8 protein-coding genes and 1 pseudogene are annotated in these 19287 nt (G+C 63.9%); 6 read left to right on the top strand and 3 right to left on the bottom strand.

Annotated features, from left to right (window positions below; genetic code table 11):
• Positions 1–101 precede the first annotated feature (101 nt).
• From CWO89_RS11855 to malQ, 3 genes are all read right to left on the bottom strand, one after another.
• Positions 102–1097 (bottom strand): L,D-transpeptidase family protein, encoded by a 996-nt coding sequence (locus CWO89_RS11855; RefSeq protein ID WP_130578792.1) that lies wholly within the window; start codon positions 1095–1097, stop codon positions 102–104.
• A 179-nt stretch (positions 1098–1276) separates the two neighbouring features.
• Entirely contained in the window at positions 1277–3082 is a 1806-nt protein-coding gene (locus CWO89_RS11850) for a glycoside hydrolase family 15 protein (protein WP_130578791.1), read from the bottom strand.
• Between the two features lie 18 nt (positions 3083–3100).
• Entirely contained in the window at positions 3101–5053 is a 1953-nt protein-coding gene (malQ, locus tag CWO89_RS11845; RefSeq protein WP_130578790.1) for a 4-alpha-glucanotransferase, read from the bottom strand.
• 201 nt (positions 5054–5254) lie between these two features.
• On the opposite strand from malQ, the gene CWO89_RS11840 reads away from it, so the two are divergent.
• From CWO89_RS11840 to treY, 6 genes and pseudogenes are all read left to right on the top strand, one after another.
• Entirely contained in the window at positions 5255–7204 is a 1950-nt protein-coding gene (locus tag CWO89_RS11840) for an alpha-1,4-glucan--maltose-1-phosphate maltosyltransferase (protein WP_245476047.1), read from the top strand.
• A 13-nt stretch (positions 7205–7217) separates the two neighbouring features.
• Entirely contained in the window at positions 7218–10529 is a 3312-nt protein-coding gene (treS, locus tag CWO89_RS11835) for a maltose alpha-D-glucosyltransferase (RefSeq protein WP_130578788.1), read from the top strand.
• Entirely contained in the window at positions 10526–12673 is a 2148-nt protein-coding gene (gene glgB, locus CWO89_RS11830) for a 1,4-alpha-glucan branching protein GlgB (protein WP_130578787.1), read from the top strand. Before treS ends, glgB begins: the two co-directional genes overlap by 4 nt.
• Before the next feature lie 3 nt (positions 12674–12676).
• Entirely contained in the window at positions 12677–14752 is a 2076-nt protein-coding gene (gene glgX, locus CWO89_RS11825) for a glycogen debranching protein GlgX (RefSeq protein ID WP_130578786.1), read from the top strand.
• Complete coding sequence (gene treZ, locus CWO89_RS11820; protein ID WP_130578785.1) at positions 14749–16506, top strand: malto-oligosyltrehalose trehalohydrolase; 1758 nt, start codon at positions 14749–14751, stop codon at positions 16504–16506. Before glgX ends, treZ begins: the two co-directional genes overlap by 4 nt.
• Before the next feature lie 4 nt (positions 16507–16510).
• Positions 16511–19284 (top strand): annotated as a pseudogene (treY, locus tag CWO89_RS11815) (malto-oligosyltrehalose synthase).
• Positions 19285–19287 lie beyond the last annotated feature (3 nt).

Raw genomic sequence — 19287 nt, 5'->3', positions numbered from 1 at the left:
CCTCAAAAGCACTTGTGCCACGGGGGCCGTCCACATATGGGTCCCGGGTCAAGCCCGGGACGACATCGTAATTGTGGAGGCGCCGTCGTTGCAATCGCCGCTCAGCTCTCCTTGTTGTCCGCGCCCTCGACGAAATCCACCGGCGTCTCTTTCTTGACGCTCGCACCAAGCAGCGTGGCATCCCAATTGGTCAGGCGGATGCAGCCATGGGATTCCGATTTGCTGATCTTCGAGGGTTCGGGCGAACCATGGATTCCGTAACCTTCGCCCGAAAGCCCGATCCAGTATGATCCGACCGGATTGTTCGGGCCGGGCTTGATGATGAACGGCCGCTTGGCGTGCACGCCCTTGAACCTATAGGCCGGGTTGTAGCGGTAATAGGGATTGGCGTCGGACGAGATCACCTTGAGCGTGCCGCTCGGCGTCGGCTTGTCCTGGCTGCCGACGGTTGCCGGAAAGAACGCAACCAGCGCGCCGCCGCCGTCGAAGGCCTTGACGGTCTGCCGCGACTTGTCGACCTCGATCCGGGCCACGCTCAGCTTGAGCCGGGGATCGCGACCGTTGACGACAAAAATGGTCTCGCCGGCCCGGTCGAACTTCTTGCCGGGATTGAGCTGGGCGAGCAGCCCCTCGCTCATGTGGAATCTCTCCGCAAGCGCCTCGCGCGCGCTTTTGTAGCCGAGCGCCGGCAGCGATTTCATCGCCTCCAGCCTGGCGGGAATTCTCCTGACAAACGGTCCTTTCACATCCTTCTGGGAGATCGTGTAGCTCGTGATGACGTCGCCCTGATTGGTCTCGTTCAGCTTCGCCCAGATCTCCGGGGTGAGCGTCTTCTGAAACGTCAGGCCCTTGGCTTCCGCGAACGCCTGCAGCGCCTTGCGCGTATTCTCGGCGAACTTGCCGTCGATCTCTCCGGGCGAAAACAGCGCGCGCTCGAGCAGCACCTGGGCCTTGATGATTGTCGCGTCGGCCTTGTCCTCGGCCGCGGGGCGAGCCCGGTACCCGGCATTGTTGATCGCGGCCACATCGAGGCCGGCAGCGAACGCCGGCCCTGACAGCCAGCACGCAAACAACGCTGCGGCGAACAGGCGAGCCATTGCCGATCCTCCAACCAGAGCATGATCCGGAAAAGTGGAAACCGGTTTTCCGAAAAGATCGTGCTCAAACAAAGAGATGAGATCATGATCCGATTTCGTTCAATCGGATCATGATCTGGATATTTGCAACAATGATCGTCGAGCCCGCGGGTTCCGTCGCGGGAGGCCCAGGCGGCAGCCTATTTCGACCGCTGCACGGCCGGTTTCTCCGCCGCCCGCTTGGCGTCGCTCAGATTGTGCGCGGTGTTGATCAGCGCGATATGGGTCAGCGCCTGCGGGAAATTGCCGGTCTGGCGGCCGGCGATGGCGTCGAACTCTTCGGCCAGCAGGCCGAGGTCATTGGCGATCGCGATGACGCGATCGAACAGCGTTTGGGCCTTCCCGACCTCGCCCGCGAGCACATAGGCATCGGCGAGCCAAAGCGTGCAGGCAAGGAAGGCGCCTTCGATCGGCTGCTTCTCGTCGGAGACTTCGCGCGGATCGTGCCGCATCACGAAGCCGTCGCGGATCAGGTATTGCTCGGTCGCCGCCAGCGTGCCGAGGATCCGCGGATCGTTCGGCGGCAGGAACCCAACCGCCGGCAGTAGCAGGACGCTGGCGTCCAGCAGTTTCGAACCATAGGATTCGACGAACGAATTGAGCTCGATGTCGAATCCTTTGGCACAGACGTCGCGGTGGATGGTCTCGCGCAGCACCAGCCATTTGTCGAGCGGCGCCTTGAGGCCGAATTGTGCGACGCTCTTGATGCCGCGGTCGAAGGCGACCCAGGTCATCACTTTTGAGAAGACATAGTGCCTGCCCTCGCCGCGACGCTCCCAGATGCCGTTGTCCGGCCGGTCCCACTCTTCCGCAAGGTGTTCGAGCACGGTGCATTCCAGCGACCAGCTCCGCTCGTCGAGCTGCAGCTTCGCCACGCGCGACTGATGGAAGGCGTCGATCAACTCGCCATAGACGTCGAGCTGCAACTGCGCATGCGCCGCATTGCCGATACGAACCGGCTGCGCGCCCTCATAGCCGGGCAGCCAGAGCGCTTCCCATTCCAGAAGCCGCCGCTGGCCCATGATGCCGTACATGATCTGCATGTTGGCCGGCGATCCCGCCGCGGCGCGCAACAGCCAATTGTGCCAGGCGAGCGCTTCCTCGGTATAGCCCGAGTTCATCAGCGCCAGCAGCGTGAAGGTCGCGTCCCGCAGCCAGCAATAGCGGTAGTCCCAGTTGCGCTGGCCGCCGAGTTTCTCCGGCAGCGAGGTCGTGGGCGCCGCAACGATGCCGCCGGTCGGCGCGAAGGTCAGCGCCTTCAGCGTGATCAGCGAGCGCAGCACGAGGTTGCGGGCAAACCCCTCATAGGTGCAGCGGTTCGACCATTCAGTCCAGAACGCCTCGGTGTCCTGCAAGGCCTGCGCGGGATCGATCGGCCCCGGAACCGGCAGATGCGAGGGTCCATAGGTCATCACGAAAGGCACGGTCTCGCCTTCGCCGACCGTGAATTCGGCCACCGTGGTCATGTTCTGTCCGCGGGTCTGGACCGGCGAGCGGAGCACGATCATGTCCTGCCCGGCGATCGCCAGCAGCGCCGATCCGTCCTCGCTCTTCTTGACCCAGGGAATATCAGTGCCCAATCCGAAACGGATGATCAGCTCCATCTGCAGCTTGACGCACCCCTTCACGCCGCGCACCAGCCGCACGACGTCGGAAGCCTTGCCGCGCGGCGGCATGAAGTCGATCAGCTCGACGACACCGCTTGCCGTCTCGAACCGCGTCTCCAGGATCAGGGTGTTGTCGCGGTAACGGCGGGAGGTCTGGATGATGGCCTCGGCCGGCGCGATCAGCCAACGGCCATGCCTGTTGCTGCCGAGCAGTGCGGCGAAACAGGCGTCGCAATCGAAGGCGGGCCAGCACAGCCAGTCGATCGACCCGTCACGACCGACGAGTGCCGCCGTCTCGCAGTCGCCGATCAGTCCGTAATCTTCGATCCTGCAAGACACGGTGGCGACTGCTCCCTCTTAAGTTGATGTGGACGACCGCTCGCGGGTGGCGTTCTTCAGCGCTTCGACATCGATGGCGGAGGCGATGTGCTCGATCGACACCGGCAGCCGCCGCCGCCAGTTCGGATGTTCGTCGACGGTGCCGGGAATGTTGGGCTGGTCAACCAGGCCGAGCAAATCCTCCAGCGAGATCGTCAGCAGGCGGGACCGGGTCCGGGAGAGGAAAGCGGCCACCGAATAAAGATCATGGCGGTCGACGCCGTTCCGGCGCAGCAGCTCGTCCAGCATGCCCAGGGCACGCCAGCGCGCCTCGTCGCTTTCGCCCGGATCGATCCCGAGCGAACGCTTCAGCTTCAAATCGCTGAACGAGCGCCAGCCAGCATAGGTCGCAAGATCATGGGTGTTGAAGGTGACGAGCGCATTGGCGGCGTAACGGTCGATGCCGCGAAACGCCCCGCTGTCGTCGCGCTCGAACATCATCACCAGATAGGACCAGATGCCCCAGTCGTTCATCTGCTCGCGAAAACCTTCCGGCACGGTGCCGAGATCCTCGCCGATCACGACGCAGCGATGCGCCACGCTCTCCTGCGCGGTCGCGGCGAGCAGCGCCTCGAACGGCATCTGCACATAAGCGCCGTTCTCCGGGCCGAAGCCTTGCGGCACCAGATAAAGCCGCTTCAAGCCGAGCACATGGTCGAGCCTGATCGCGCCGGCATGGCGCATCGAGGCGCGCAGCATTTGCCGATACGGCTCGAAGGAACGCATTTCGAGGCCGGCGGCGTTGAAGCCGGCAAGTCCCCAATCCTGCCCGGCGGTGTTGAGCGGGTCCGGCGGCGCGCCGACGCCGAGCAGGCGCGAGATCGCCCCCTGCTCGTTCCAGGCATCGAAACCGTCGGACTGCACGCCGACGGCGACATCGAGATAAAGCCCGACCTTCATGCCGAGCTGGTGCGCCAGCGCCTTGCATGCCGCAAGCTGCCGGTCAGCGTTCCATTGCACGAATTCGACGAACTCAATCTCGCCGAAATCGGCGCCCTTGCGCAGGCGGCTGCACTTGCCGTCGTCCGGCCGCCGCCATTCCTCCGGCCATTCCCACCAGGGCTGATTGAACTTTTTCCGCAAAACCTCGAAACAGGCGAAGCGCGACAATAGCGGCCCGCGCTCGGTCCTGAAGCGTTCGAAGTCCTGCCGGCGCTCGAGTGTCGGGCTTGCCTTGAAGTTGGCAAATGCCGAGCGCAGCGCCTGCCATTTTGACGCCGCAACCGCACGATAGTCGACGATGTCCCCGGCGCGCAGTTGTGCGAGCTTGTCCTTCGCGCTGGGGTCGGCGCGGAATTCCGGCAGCTTCTCAACGTCGACATAGAGCGCGTTGAGGAACAGCCGGCTGTTCGGCGAATAGGGGCTACAATCACTGGGGCGGTCATCGAACAGCGCATGCAGCGGGTTAAGTCCGACACCACCGGCACCCAATTGATGGGCGAGTTCGATCAAGCCCCGCAGGTCGGTGAAATCGCCCATTCCCCAATTGCGCGCGGAACGCACGCTGTAGAGCTGAACCGCGAGCAGCCAGCAGCGGGCGAAATCGCCGCCAAAGGCGCGTTCCGGTGCGACAATCAGCGGCAGCTCTTCGGTGGATTCGGCAGCGTCGTTCAGGCGGAGCTGGTACACCCCGACCGGCAGATCCTGCGGCCAGGATATCGTCCGGTCGCCCGCCTCACCCTTCGCCATCATTTTGCCACCGGCGGAAATCGTCCATCCGACCGGCAACTTGGCGTCCATCGAAAGCTCCGATGGCGCGGGGCGACCGCGCCGCACGACAACAGGCTGTTCGATCCACCGGCGCGGCTCGCGCGGCGGCAAGGCGTCGAGGATCGTTTTCAACGCAGCCGCGTCTGTCACACGGCGGTGGCCCTGACCGTCGATATATTCGGTCGTAATTCCGAGGTTTCTGGCTTTGGCGTAGGGGTCCATTCGGCACGCGCTTTGCACGCAACCCGGCAAGCGCGGGTCACGAAATTATGTAGATGCAGGAAGGGGATAGATGATGTTTAACTCGCTGTTCTCCCAGCCGTTCCATGGGAACCAATGTCCCATGAGCGGCTTTCTATATCAGTCCGGAGCGTATCCTTCACGCAACGGGGGCGTCATTTCCTTGTCAATGGCGGCATCACCGTGAACAAAACTGCTCAAACTGTCGAGAGTGCCGCCGGCACTTTTCATATCGAAGACGTCTATCCGCTGATCGACGGCGGCCGTTTCCCCGTGAAACGCATCGCGGGGGAGCGCGTGGAGGTCTGGGCCGACGTCTACCGCGACGGGCATGATATCGTTGCCGCCGAACTGATCTGGCGCGGCGAGCTCGACCACGAGTGGCGGCGCGAGCCGATGACCACGCATGGCAACGACCGCTGGTTTGGCTCCTTCGTCCCCGACACACCCGGCCGCTATTTCTATGCGATCGAGGCCTGGACCGACGAATTCGCCACCTGGCGCCACGGCTTTGAGCTGAAGCAGAAGGCCGGCACTGATGTGACACTCGATGCCATCGAAGGCGCGGGCATGCTGACCAAGGCGCAGGCCGGCGGACGAGCGGCTGCGGCCGTCATCCTCAAGCAGTGCGAGACCTACCTCCAGACCGGCGATCCGGCGCCGCTGCTCACACCCGAATTGCAGGACGCGATGGCCGAAAGCCAGTCGCGGCCCGACCTGACGCGCTCACAGCTTTTCCCGTTCGTCGCCAACCGGCCGCGGGCACGCTTCGGCTCCTGGTATGAGATGGTTCCACGCAGCCAGGGCAAGGTGGCCGGCCAGCACGGCACCTTCCGCGACTGCATCGATCGGTTGCCCGACATCGCGGCGATGGGGTTCGACGTCGTCTACTTCACGCCGATCCACCCGATCGGCAAGATCAACCGCAAGGGACGCAACAATGCCGTGACCGCCAAGGACGGCGATCCCGGCAGCCCTTACGCGATCGGCTCGGCCGAAGGCGGTCATGACGCCATCCATCCGGAATTGGGGACGCTGCAGGATTTCCGCGCCTTCGTGCTGGCGTGCAAAGAGCACAACATGGAAGTCGCGCTCGACTTCGCGGTGCAATGTTCGCTGGACCATCCCTGGCTGAAGGAACATCCGCAATGGTTCAAGAAGCGCCCCGACGGTTCGATGCGCTATGCGGAGAATCCGCCGAAGAAATATGAGGACATCGTCAACCCGGATTTCGGCTGTGAGGATTCAGGCTCGCTGTGGAACGCGCTGCGGGACGTGATCCTGTTCTGGGTCGACCAGGGCGTGAAGATCTTCCGCGTCGACAATCCCCACACCAAGCCGTTCCCGTTCTGGGAATGGCTGATCCACCAGGTGCAGTTGCACCATCCCGACGTGATCTTTCTTGCCGAGGCCTTCACGCGGCCGAAGCTGATGAAGGGTTTGGCAAAACTCGGCTTCACCCAGTCCTACACCTACTTCACCTGGCGCACCCAGCGCTGGGAGCTGGAGCAATACCTGATCGAGCTCACCGGCTATCCCGAACACGACTTCTACCGGCCGAACTTCTTCGTCAACACGCCCGACATCCTGCCCTTCCATCTGCAGGGCGGCGAGCCCTGGATGTTCAAGTCCCGCGTGGCGCTGGCGGCGACGCTGTCCGGCACCTACGGCATCTACAACGGCTTCGAATTGCTGGAGCACGTGCCGATCCCCGGGCGGGAGGAATATCTCGATTCCGAGAAATACGAGATCAAGGTGCGTGACTGGGACCAGCCCGGCAACATCAAGCCCTATATCCGCGACCTCAACCTGGCGCGCCGCGCCAACGCAGCGCTGCAGCAGACCAGCAATCTGCGTTTCCTGCCCATCGAGGACAGCAATGTGATCGGGTTCGTCAAGGAAGCCGTCGATGGGAGCAACACGGTTGCGGTCGCGATTGCACTGTCGCGCGACGCCCATGAAGTCTGGCTGCCGCTCGGCGACGTCCAGCTAGGTGCCGGCGACGAGCGCCGCCATGTCTCCGCGGTCGAGAACCTCATCACCGGCGAACGCTACGCACTCGACTGGGGCGGCATCCGGGTGCGGATTGATCCGATGCGCGATCCGGCGGTGCTGTTCCGCTGCCTGGCCTGAAGGGGGCGGTGCCATGAACGTGCTTTCAGCGGTCGAGACGAAGGAACTGGTGGCCACCGAGACGGCGGACGAACTCTGGTACAAGGACGCCATCATCTACCAGCTCCACGTCAAGGCCTTCGCCGACAGCAACAACGACGGCATCGGCGATTTCGCAGGGCTGACCGAGAAGCTTGGTTATCTGCAGGATCTCGGCGTCACCACGCTGTGGCTGTTGCCGTTCTATCCGTCCCCCGGACGCGACGACGGCTACGACATCGCCGACTACGGCGACATCAATCCCGATTTCGGGACGATGAAGGACTTCAAGCGCTTCATCCATGAAGCCAAGAAGCGCGGCCTACGCGTCATCACCGAGCTCGTCATCAACCATACCTCCGACCAGCACGCCTGGTTCAAGCGCGCGCGCCGCAGCCATCCCGGCTCGAGCGCGCGCAACTGGTATGTCTGGAGCGACACCGACCAGAGATACCAGGGCACGCGGATCATCTTCACCGATACCGAGAAGTCGAACTGGACCTGGGACCCGGAAGCGGGCCAGTTCTACTGGCACCGCTTCTTCTCGCACCAGCCGGACCTGAACTTCGACAACCCGCGCGTGGTGCGCGCCATCGTGCAGGTGATGAAGCGCTGGCTCGACACCGGCGTCGACGGATTCCGGCTCGACGCCATCCCCTATCTCTGCGAGCGCGAAGGCACCAATAACGAGAACCTCCCCGAGACGCACGCCATCATCAAATTGCTGCGGCGCGAGCTCGACACCTACGCCAAGGGCAAGGTCCTGCTCGCCGAAGCCAATCAATGGCCGGAGGACGTGCAGGAATATTTCGGCCGCGAAGACGAATGCCATATGGCGTATCACTTCCCGCTGATGCCGCGCATCTACATGGCGATCGCGCAGGAGGACCGCTTTCCGATCACCGACATCCTGCGGCAGACGCCGGATATCCCGGCCAGTTGCCAATGGGCGCTGTTCCTGCGCAACCATGACGAGCTGACGCTGGAAATGGTCACCGATGTCGAGCGCGACTATCTGTGGTCGACCTATGCCAACGATCCCCGCGCCCGCATCAATGTCGGCATTCGCCGCCGCCTCGCCCCGTTGATGGACAATGACCGGCGCAAGATCGAACTGATGAACTCGCTGCTGCTCTCGTTCCCGGGCACGCCGATCATCTATTACGGCGACGAGATCGGGATGGGCGACAACATCTATCTCGGCGACCGCAACGGCGTCCGCACGCCGATGCAATGGAGCCCGGACCGCAATGGCGGCTTCTCCCGCGCCGACCCGGCCAGACTCTACGCGCCCATGATCATGGACCCCGTCTATGGCTATGAGGCCGTGAACGTGGAAGCGCAGTCGCGCAGCCTGTCATCGCTGCTCAGCGCCACCAAGCGGCTGATCGCGGTGCGCAAGTCGACGCTGGCCTTCGGCCGCGGCTCCATGACCTTCATTCGCCCCGAGAACCGCTCGGTGCTCGCCTATGTCAGGCAGTATCAGGACGAGGTCATTCTCTGCGTCGCCAACCTGTCGCGCTCGGCGCAGGCGACCGAGCTCGACCTTTCCGCCTTCAAGGGACGCATTCCGCTGGAGATGCTCGGCCGCACGCGCTTCCCGACGATCGGCGAACTGCCCTATATGGTCACGCTGGCGCCGTATGGCTTCTACTGGTTCCAGCTCCAGGAGCCCGACAAGACCATCGCCATGCCGCGGCGCGCAGTGCCGGAATTCGAGACGCTGGTCGTGCCGCTGAATTCGACCTGGGTGTCGCTGGCGCGCGCCCGCGGCGTGTTCGAGCGCGACGTGCTGCCGGGCCACCTGTCGCGGGCGCGCTGGTATCCCGAGAGCTTGCCGAAAGCGATCCAGCCGCAGCTCGTCTCCGCCATTCCCTTCTGCGACATCGGCGACAACCGCCCCTGGCTCACTTTCTTCCAGACGACGCAGCGCAGCGCCACCTCACGCTACGTGTTGCCGATCCGGATCGAATGGGTGCGCTTCGACCGCGAGCGCTACAATCCGCGCGCACTTGCCGCGGTACGGCAGGGCGCGCGCGAAGGCACGCTGCTCGACGTCGCGACCGATGAGATCTTCATCGCACTGTTGCTCCGCAATCTGGCGCAATCGCTGACGGTCGAGGACGAGGAGCTGGGCATCGCGCTACGCCTCGAATTCCGCCCGACCAGCCGCTTCACGGACAAGCCGATCAAGCAGCCCCAGCGCATCCGCGCCGTAGAGACCGAGCAGTCCAACAGCACCGCGCTGGTCGACGAGGATTACGTCGTCAAGATCTATCGCAAGCTCGAGCCCGGCATCAATCCGGAGATCGAGATGGGACGCTTCCTCACCGACGTCGCAGGCTTCGCCAACACGCCGGCGCTGCTCGGCACGGTCGAGCTCGTCGAGGGCGAGAAGCGCAGCGCGATCGGCATCGTCCACGCCTTTGTCACCAACCAGGGCGAGGCATGGACCGTAACATCAGCCTATCTCGACCGCTTCGTCGAGGAGCAGCGGCTGCTCGCGACCAACCATGAGACGAAGCAAAGCGAACAGCAGATCTCCTATCTGCGCTACATGGCGCAAACGGGAAAACGGGTCGCCGAACTGCACATTGCGCTGGCGAGCAACCGCGACCTGCCCGAGTTCGTCCCGGAACCGACCAGGCCGGAAGACGTGCAGCGCTGGACCGACGACATCCTGGCCCGTGCCGATCGCGTCTTCGAGACACTGACGCAGCGGCGGGATACGCTGAAAGAGGCCGATCGCCCGCTGGTGGCGCAGTTTCTGGCGCAGCAGGATAGCTTGCCGGCCCGGCTGAAGGCGCTGCTCCCCGGGGACATCGACGGCCTCAACATCCGCCATCACGGCGACTTCCATCTCGGCCAGATGCTGATCGTCAAGGACGACATCTTCATCATCGATTTCGAGGGCGAGCCGCGACGGAGCATCACTGAGCGACGGCGCAAGGCCCCGGCGGCGCGCGATGTCGCCGGCCTGGTCCGCTCGATCGACTACTCCGTCACCGCTGCGCTCGATCGGGCGCTGAAGGTCGCCCCCGACGAGCAGGGCAAGCTCGCGCTGGCGCTCGCCGACTGGCGGGACCGGGCTACCGCAACATTCCTGGCCGCCTATCGCGAGACCATGGCGGGCCAGCCCTTGTGGCCGGCCGATCCCGAAGCCGCGGAGCGGCTGCTCAACTTCTTCCTGCTTGAGAAAGCATTCTACGAGATCGAATATGAGCTGGCGCACCGGCCCGACTGGCTGCGCGTCCCGCTGACCGGGATGCTCCGCATCCTGGCGCAACAACCGCATGAGCCGCAATGACCAGATTGCCTGCTGAAGCTTACGCGATCATCGAAGGTCGCCATTCCGATCCCTTCCGCTATCTCGGGCTCCACTCCGAGGGCGACCAGAGCGTCGTGCGCGCCTTCCTGCCGGAAGCGTCCAAGGTCGAAGCGATCGGCGAGCATGGTGAGACCGCACCGCTCGCGCGCATCCATGATGCCGGCCTGTTCGCCGGCGCGCTGCCCAACGGCTCGCGGCGCTACCAGCTCCGCGCCCGCTTCGGCGACAATGTCGTCGATCTCGACGACCCCTACCGCTTCCCGCCGGTCCTCAGTGACTTCGACCTCTATCTGCTTGGCGAAGGCACCCACCAGCGCATCTATGACAAGCTCGGCGCGCATCCGATGACGCTTGACGGCGTCGACGGCATCGCGTTCGTGGTGCTGGCGCCGAACGCGCGGCGGGTCAGCGTGGTCGGCGATTTCAACTTCTGGGACGCGCGGCGGCATCCGATGCGGGTCCGCGGCGTCGGTTATTGGGAATTGTTCATCCCGCATGCCCGCGCCGGCGACCACTACAAGTTCGACATCATCGGCCCCAACGGCCAGCATCTGCCGCTGAAGTCAGATCCGATGGCGTTTGGCGCGGAGCTGCGCCCGAAGACCGCCTCGATCGTGGTCGACCTCGACCACATCCCGCGTCCACAGGCGGCGCCGTCGGGCATCAACGCCATTGGCGCGCCGATCTCGATCTACGAGGTCCATCTCGGCTCATGGCGGCGCAAGGGCAACAATGAGTGGCTGACCTATCGCGAGCTCGCCGAGCAGCTTCCTGCCTATGCGCGCGACATGGGCTTCACCCATCTCGAATTCCTCCCCGTCAGCGAGCATCCGTTCGACGGCTCCTGGGGCTATCAACCAACAGGTCTGTTCGCGCCGACCAGCCGGTTCGGCTCGCCTGCCGACTTCGCCGCGCTCGTCGATGCCTGTCATCGCGAAGGGTTAGGGGTGCTGCTCGACTGGGTGCCCGGACACTTCCCCGACGATCCGCACGGCCTTGGCCATTTCGACGGCACCGCGCTCTATGAGCACGCCAACCCGCTGCAGGGCCGCCATCTCGACTGGGGCACGCTGATCTATAATTACGGGCGCACCGAGGTAACCAATTTCCTGGTCTCGAACGCGCTGTTCTGGCTCGACCGCTACGGCATCGACGGCCTGCGCGTCGATGCGGTCGCCTCCATGCTTTATCTCGATTACAGCCGCCCTCCGGGCGGCTGGATCCCGAACAAATATGGCGGCCGCGAGAACCTGGAGGCGATCGACTTCCTGCGCCGCTTCAACACCGAACTGTTCGGGCGCTTCCCGCAGGCCACGACCGCGGCGGAAGAATCGACCGCCTGGCCGCAGGTGTCGCGCCCGGTCGAATTCGGCGGGCTCGGCTTCGGCTACAAGTGGAACATGGGCTGGATGCACGACACCTTGCGCTACATCGGCAAGGAGCCTGTTCACCGCAAATATCACCACGGCGACATCCTGTTCGGCCTGCACTACGCTTTCTCGGAGAACTTCATCCTGCCGCTCTCGCATGACGAAGTCGTGCACGGCAAACGCTCGATCCTGGGCCGCATGCCCGGCGACGAATGGCAGCGTTTCGCGAACCTGCGCGCCTATTACAGCTTCATGTTCGGCCATCCCGGCAAGAAGCTGTTGTTCATGGGCTGCGAGTTCGGCCAGGAGCGCGAGTGGGCGCACGAACATTCGCTCGACTGGCATCTGCTCGAGCAGCCGAAATATGCCGGCGTGCAGGCGCTGATGCGCGATCTCAACCGGCTCTATCGCGCGCTGCCGGCGCTGCATGAACTGGATTGCGATCCGGCCGGCTTCGAATGGGTCATCACCGATGACGCCGACCACAACGTGTTCGCCTGGATCCGCAAGGGCAACAACGCGCGTTCGCGCTGCCTGGTCGTGGTCAACTTCTCGCCGAACGTCTATCACAATTATCGCGTCCGCGTGCCCTTTGCCGGAAAATGGCGCGAGGTGCTGAATTCGGATTCCTCCCACTATGGCGGCAGCAATGTCGGCAATATCGGCGAGGTGGTCACGCTGGAAGGCATCGTGCCCGAGCTCAGCCTGACCATTCCGCCGCTGGCTGCGATCTTCCTCGTACCTGAAAGCTGACGTATGCGACTGACTGGGGGAACGTCGTCCCGGCTGGGAGCAAGCTGGGACGGAAGGGGTACCAATTTTGCGTTGTTCTCCGCGAACGCGGAGAAGGTCGAGCTGTGCCTGTTCGACAGCCAGGGCCGCCGCGAACTCGAACGCATCGTGCTGCCGGAACGAACCGAGGACGTCTGGCACGGCTATCTCAACGACGTCTCGCCGGGCCAGCTCTACGGCTATCGCGTCTACGGCCCCTACGCGCCGGAGCGCGGCCACAGGTTCAATGCCAACAAGCTCCTGCTCGATCCCTATGCCAAGCGGCTCTCTGGACGGCTGGTGTGGAGCGACGCGCATTTCGCCTACCGCACCGGCAGCGCGCGCGAGGACCTCTCCTTTGACCGCCGCGACAATGCCCGCGGCATGCCGAAGGCGGTCGTCGTCGACGAGACCTTCAACTGGGGCCGCCGCGAAATCCGTCCCCACATCCCCTGGGAAGACACGATCATCTACGAGGCGCATGTCAAGGGACTGACGCAGAAGCGCGAGGACGTCGCGCCGAACCTGCGCGGCACCTATGGCGGACTGTCCTCGCCCGCGATGATCAATCATCTGAGGCGGCTCGGCGTCACCACGATCGAACTATTGCCGATCCACGGCCTGATCGACGACCGCATCCTGGTCGAGAAGAAGCTCGTCAACTACTGGGGCTACAACACCTTCGCCTTCTTCGCGCCGGAGCCGCGCTACGCGCAGGACAATGCGCTCGATTCCTTTCGCACCACGGTGGCGCGATTGCACGATGCGGGCATCGAGGTGATGCTCGACGTCGTCTACAATCACACCGCCGAGGGCAACCATATGGGCCCGACGCTGTCATTCCGCGGTATCGATAATGCCTCCTATTACTGGCTGAAGCCGGACAATCCGCGCTACTACGACGACTTCACCGGCTGCGGCAATTCGGTCAGGCTCACCCATCCGCGCGTGCTGCAGATGGTGATGGACTCGCTGCGCTATTGGGTCGAGGTCTGCCATGTCGACGGCTTCCGCTTCGATCTCGCGACCACCCTGGCGCGCGAACCGAACGGCTATGACCGCAGCGCGTCCTTCCTCACCGCGGTCAGGCAGGATCCGGTGCTCGCCACCGTCAAGCTCGTCGCCGAACCCTGGGACCTCGGCCTCGGCGGCTATCAGGTCGGCGCGTTCACCTCGCAATGGTCGGAATGGAACGACCGCTATCGCAGCGCGATGCGGCGCTATTGGAGCGGCGAAGGCAGCCTGATCGGCGAAGTCTCGCGCCGCATGACGGCGTCATCGGACTTGTTCAATCACGACAACCGCGCGACGCGCGCCAGCGTCAATCACATCACCGTGCATGACGGTTTCACGCTGATGGATCTCTTCAGCTACAACCAGAAGCACAACGAGGCCAACGGCGAGGACAATCGCGACGGCTCCAACGACAACCACAGCAACAATTGCGGCGTCGAAGGTCCGACCGACGATCCTGATATCATCGCGCTGCGCCGCCAGTTGCGGAAGAACCAGCTCGCCTGCCTGTTGCTGGCGCAGGGCACGCCGCTCTTGCTCGCCGGCGACGAGGTCAGCAATTCGCAAGATGGCAACAACAATGCCTACTGCCAGGACAACGAGGTCGGCTGGGTCAATTGGGACAATTTCGGCGACGACACTGAGGATTTCACCGACTTCATCGGCCATCTGACCGGGCTGCGCCGCAGGTTCGCCCAGCTTCGCTCGCAGCGCTGGCTGGACGGCCGCCGTGCTGACGGCTCCTACGGCGTATTGTGGCTGACGCCGGCGGCGGAAGATATGAAGGAGTCCGACTGGAATTTTCCGGAGGGGCGTTTTCTCTCTTATGTGCTCGGACCGATGGAACCAGGGCACGCGCCGATCTTTATTGTGCTGAATGCCGCACCGGAAGAGATCGCGTTCAAGATGCCAGTCATGCCCGAATACAGGAATTGGCGCCAGGTGCTCAACACCACCGAGAACAAGCAGATGCCCGTTGATTTCGCATCCGGCGCCGACACCAAGGCGCCTCCCCGCTCGGTGCTCGCCTTTGCGGGCTCGGCATGAATGAGCGGCATTTCGGCCCCCTGCTGACGAAGGACGGCGCGCTGTTTCGCCTGTGGGCGCCGGCGGCCAAGCGCGTCGACGTGCTGCTCGACAAGCCGCATGCGCTGAGCCGCGGCGACGATGGCTGGTTCACCGCCGAAATTCCCGGCGTCGCGGCCGGTGCGCGCTACAAGTTCCGCATCGATGACGAGATCGACGTTCCTGACCCCGCTTCCGCGTTCCAGCCCGACGACGTCTTCGGCCCGAGCGAGGTGATCGATCACGACGCCTTCCCGTGGCGCGCCACCGACTGGCGTGGGCGGCCGTGGCGTGAGGCTGTTGTCATCGAGGCGCATGTCGGCACCTTCACATCAGAGGGCACCTATCGCGCGATCATCGACAGGCTCGACCATCTCGTCGTGTGCGGCATCACCGCGCTGGAATTGATGCCGCTCGCCGATTTCGCTGGCACTCGCAACTGGGGCTATGACGGCGTCTTGTGGTACGCGCCCGACAGCGCCTATGGCCGGCCGGAGGATTTGAAGGCGCTGATCGACGCCGCCCATCAGCGCGGGCTGATGGTGATGTTAGATGTCGTCTACAATCATTTCGGCCCCGAAGGAAATTATCTCGGCCGCTATGCGCCCAACTTCTTCACTGACGCGCACACGCCCTGGGGCAGCGCGATCGATTATCGCGCCAAGCAAGTGCGCGACTTCGCGATCGGGAACGCGGTGCATTGGCTGCGCGACTACCGCTTCGACGGCCTGAGGCTCGACGCCGTCAACACCATCGTGGAGGCTGGCGAAATCCCGATCCTGCATGATCTCAGCGTCGCCGTCGGCAAGCTTGCGGCGGAGACCGGCCGGCACATCAACATGGTGCTCGAGAACAGCGATAATCGCGCCAGCCTGCTCGACGCCACCGAGGACCCGCCGCGCGGCAAATATCGTGGGCAATGGAACGACGACTATCACCACGTCTGGCACGTGATGCTGACCGGCGAGGCGCAAGGCTATTACGGCGACTACCAGAGTTCACCGCGCAGCGACCTCGCCCGGGCGCTCGCGTCCGGCTACGTCTACCAGGGCGAGGTCTCGGCCTTCTGGGGCGGCATCCACCGCGGCGAGCCGAGCGGCGCGCTGTCGCCGACCTGCTTCGTCAACTTCCTGCAGAACCACGACCAGATCGGAAATCGCCCCTTCGGCGACCGAATAGAGAGCCTCGCCGATCCCAGGGCCATCGAGGCCGCGCTCGCGATCACGCTGCTGGCGCCGATGACGCCGATGCTGTTCATGGGCGAGGAATGGGGCTCGAAGGCGCCATTTCCGTTCTTCTGCGATTTCCACGGCGATCTCGCCAACGCCGTCCGCAAAGGAAGGCGCGAAGAATATGCCTGGGCCTACGCCAAATATGGCGACGAGGTTCCCGATCCGCTGAAGCAATCGACCTTTCAATCGGCCGTGCTGGATTGGACCGAGTGCGACCGCGAGCCGGGAAGGACGCGGCTGGCGCTGGTCAGGAACCTGCTTGCGATCCGCCACCGCGAAATCACGCCGCGGCTTGCCGGCGCCAGCTTCGGCAACGCGCATGCAGACAACAGCCTGCTGACGGCACATTGGCGCATGGGCGAAGGCCGGCGGCTCTCGCTGACTGCCAATCTCGGGGACCGCGAGATCGCGGCGCCAAAAGACCGGCCTGCGGGAACTTTGATCTGGGGCAGTGCGTTGGACGATAACATCCCTCCTTGGTCGGTGTGCTGGCACGTCGGATAGAGAAATGCCCCCCGCGATTCCGATCGCGACCTATCGGTTGCAGCTCACCGCCGATTTCGACTTCGATGCCGCCGCCGAAGTCGTCTCCTATCTCAAGGCGCTCGGCATCACGCATCTCTATGCCTCGCCCTTCATGAAGGCGCGCAAGGGCTCGACCCACGGCTACGACATCGTCGATCACACCAAGTTCAATCCGGAACTCGGCGGCGAAGCCGGGTTCGAGCGCTTGAATGCGGCGCTGAAGCAGCACGATATCGGTTTGATCCTGGACTTCGTGCCCAATCATGTGGGCGTGCATTTCGATGACAATCCCTGGTGGCTCGACGTGCTCGAGTGGGGCCCCACCTCGCCGCGCGCGGCTTCCTTCGACATCGACTGGGAGCAATTGCCCTACCGCGCCCGCGGCGGCGTGCTGCTGCCGATCCTCGGCTCGTCCTATGGCCAGGCGCTGGAGCGCGGCGAGATCGAACTGCGCTACGATGCGGGCGAAGGCAGCTTTTCCGCCTGGTATTTCGAGCACCGCCTGCCGATCGCGCCGGAGCGCTATGGCGAGGTGCTGCGAACGATCGTGCGCGAAGCTGATGCGGCCGAGAGCGATGCCGGCAAGGGCATCCTCACGCTCGCGTCGCGCTATACGGGATTTCGCCATCCCAATCGGAAGGAAGCGCCCGCCTTCAAGGCCGAGCTGAAGGCGATCGCTGATGCCGCCGAGATCATCGCGCGCGGGCTATCGGCCTATCGCGCCGGCGAAGGCCGCCCGGCGCGGACGCTCGCACTGCATCATCTGCTCGAACGCCAGCACTACAAGCTCGGCCATTGGCGGCTTGCCTCCAGCGACATCAACTACCGCCGTTTCTTCGACATCAACAATCTCGCCGGCATCCGTGTCGAGGACGCCGCCACGTTCGAGGCGATCCACGTGCTCGTGCAGCGGTTGATCGCCGAAGGCAAGCTGCAGGGATTGCGGCTCGACCATATCGACGGCCTGTGCGATCCCGCGCAATATTGCCAGCGGCTGCGCCGCCTGATCCGTCATGCGCAAGGTGGCGCCGGCCGTTCTATCTGGTGATCGAAAAGATCCTCGGCGAGCACGAGAAGCTGCCCGCGCTTGCCGGCGTTCACGGCACCACCGGCTATGAATGGATGAACGCGATCACGCAAGCCTTGGTCGAAGGCAAGGGCCTGGAGCCGCTCGACGAGATCTGGCGGCAAATCAGCAACCGCTCGCCACGGATCGCGCCGGTGCTGAAAGAAGGAAAGCGCCGCGTGCTCGAGACGCTCTTGACCAGCGAGTTCACCGTGCTGTGGCGGCTGCTCGCGCGGATCGCGAACGGCCACTACTCGACCCGCGATTTTTCCGCCGACAGCCTGCGACAGGCGCTCGAGCTTTATGTGCTGCACTTCCCGGTCTATCGCACTTATCTCACTGCCTCCGGCCCGACGCCGCATGATCGCGCATTGATCGCCCACACGATCGAGCGGGCGCGCGCCGACTGGTTCGCCGCCGACGAAGGCATTTTCGATTTCCTCCAGGACGCGCTGACCATGGACCTGATCAAGCCCGGCCGCGCCGCCCACAGCGCGCCGCGCGTCCGGCGCTTTGCGCAGAAGGTGCAGCAGTTCACCGGGCCGATGATGGCAAAGTCATTGGAGGACACCACCTTCTACCGCTATCACCGCCTGCTCGCGCTGAACGAGGTCGGTGGCGATCCTGCCGCAAAAGCGTTGTCGATCGACGCATTTCACCAGATGATGCGCAAGCGCGCCAATGAATCGCCGCACGGCATGACCGCGACCGCGACCCACGACACCAAGCGCGGCGAGGACGCCCGTACCCGCATCATGGCGCTGGCGGAAATTCCCGGCGAGTGGACGAGCGCCGTATCGCGCTGGAAAGTCCTGAACGCGCCGCATCTTTTGGTCGACGGCGAATTTCGCGCACCGTCGGCGACCTCTGAGTACATGCTCTACCAGGCGCTGCTTGGCGCATGGCAGCCTGATGATCCCGACTTCCTCGCGCGCATGCAGGCCTATGCGCTGAAAGCCTCTCGCGAAGGCAAGCAGGAGACGAGCTGGCTCAATCCGAACCAGGCCTATGAGGCCGGGGTCAAGACGTTCCTCGAGCGCATTCTCGACCGTTCGCGTTCGGCCGAATTCCTGAACGCGCTGGAAACATTGGCGCGGCGGCTATCGCTATTGGGTGCCCTGAATTCGCTGAGCCAGCTCACGCTGAAGGCGACGCTTCCCGGCGTGCCCGACTTCTATGAGGGCACCGAGTTCTGGGATTTCTCCCTCGTCGATCCCGACAATCGCCGTCCGGTCGACTTCGCCGCACGCGCATCCGCGCTTGCCGCGCTCGACACGCCGGATTGGGGTCGGCTTGTGCAGGAATGGCCCGATGGTCGGCTGAAGCTCGCCTGGACCCGGCACCTGCTGCGGCTTCGCAGCGAACTACCGGACGTGTTCACGCAAGGCAACTATCTGCCGCTGGAGACGAGCGGACCACACCGCGATCACGTCATCGCCTTTGCGCGACAATGGGAACGCGACGCAGTCATCGTCGTCGCTGCAAAGTCCTTTGCGCCTTTCACCGAAGTCGGCCGTGTCTGGCCAAGCGCGAACGCTTTTGACGGCGCGGTCAGTATCAAGGGCTACGTCACCGATGCCGGCGAGAACGAGCTTCGGCTCTCCACGCTCTTCCGGCATTTGCCTGTTGCATCCCTCAAGGCAAAGGTCGTCGCCGCATCAAGGCCGGCACGAAAGCGCGTCCGCGCTTAGACT

This window comes from Bradyrhizobium sp. Leo170 (assembly GCF_004296405.1).
Taxonomy (GTDB): domain Bacteria; phylum Pseudomonadota; class Alphaproteobacteria; order Rhizobiales; family Xanthobacteraceae; genus Bradyrhizobium.
Note: the sequence above shows the minus strand (reverse complement) of the source record. Positions and strands in the feature narration are given on the sequence as shown.

Coding starts and splice junctions, on each gene's coding strand:
- CWO89_RS11855 (WP_130578792.1), bottom strand. CDS start 1,097: ATGGCTCGCCTGTTCGCCGCAGCGTTGTTTGCGTGCTGGCTGTCAGGG.
- malQ (WP_130578790.1), bottom strand. CDS start 5,053: ATGGACCCCTACGCCAAAGCCAGAAACCTCGGAATTACGACCGAATAT.
- treS (WP_130578788.1), top strand. CDS start 7,218: ATGAACGTGCTTTCAGCGGTCGAGACGAAGGAACTGGTGGCCACCGAG.
- glgB (WP_130578787.1), top strand. CDS start 10,526: ATGACCAGATTGCCTGCTGAAGCTTACGCGATCATCGAAGGTCGCCAT.
- glgX (WP_130578786.1), top strand. CDS start 12,677: ATGCGACTGACTGGGGGAACGTCGTCCCGGCTGGGAGCAAGCTGGGAC.
- treZ (WP_130578785.1), top strand. CDS start 14,749: ATGAATGAGCGGCATTTCGGCCCCCTGCTGACGAAGGACGGCGCGCTG.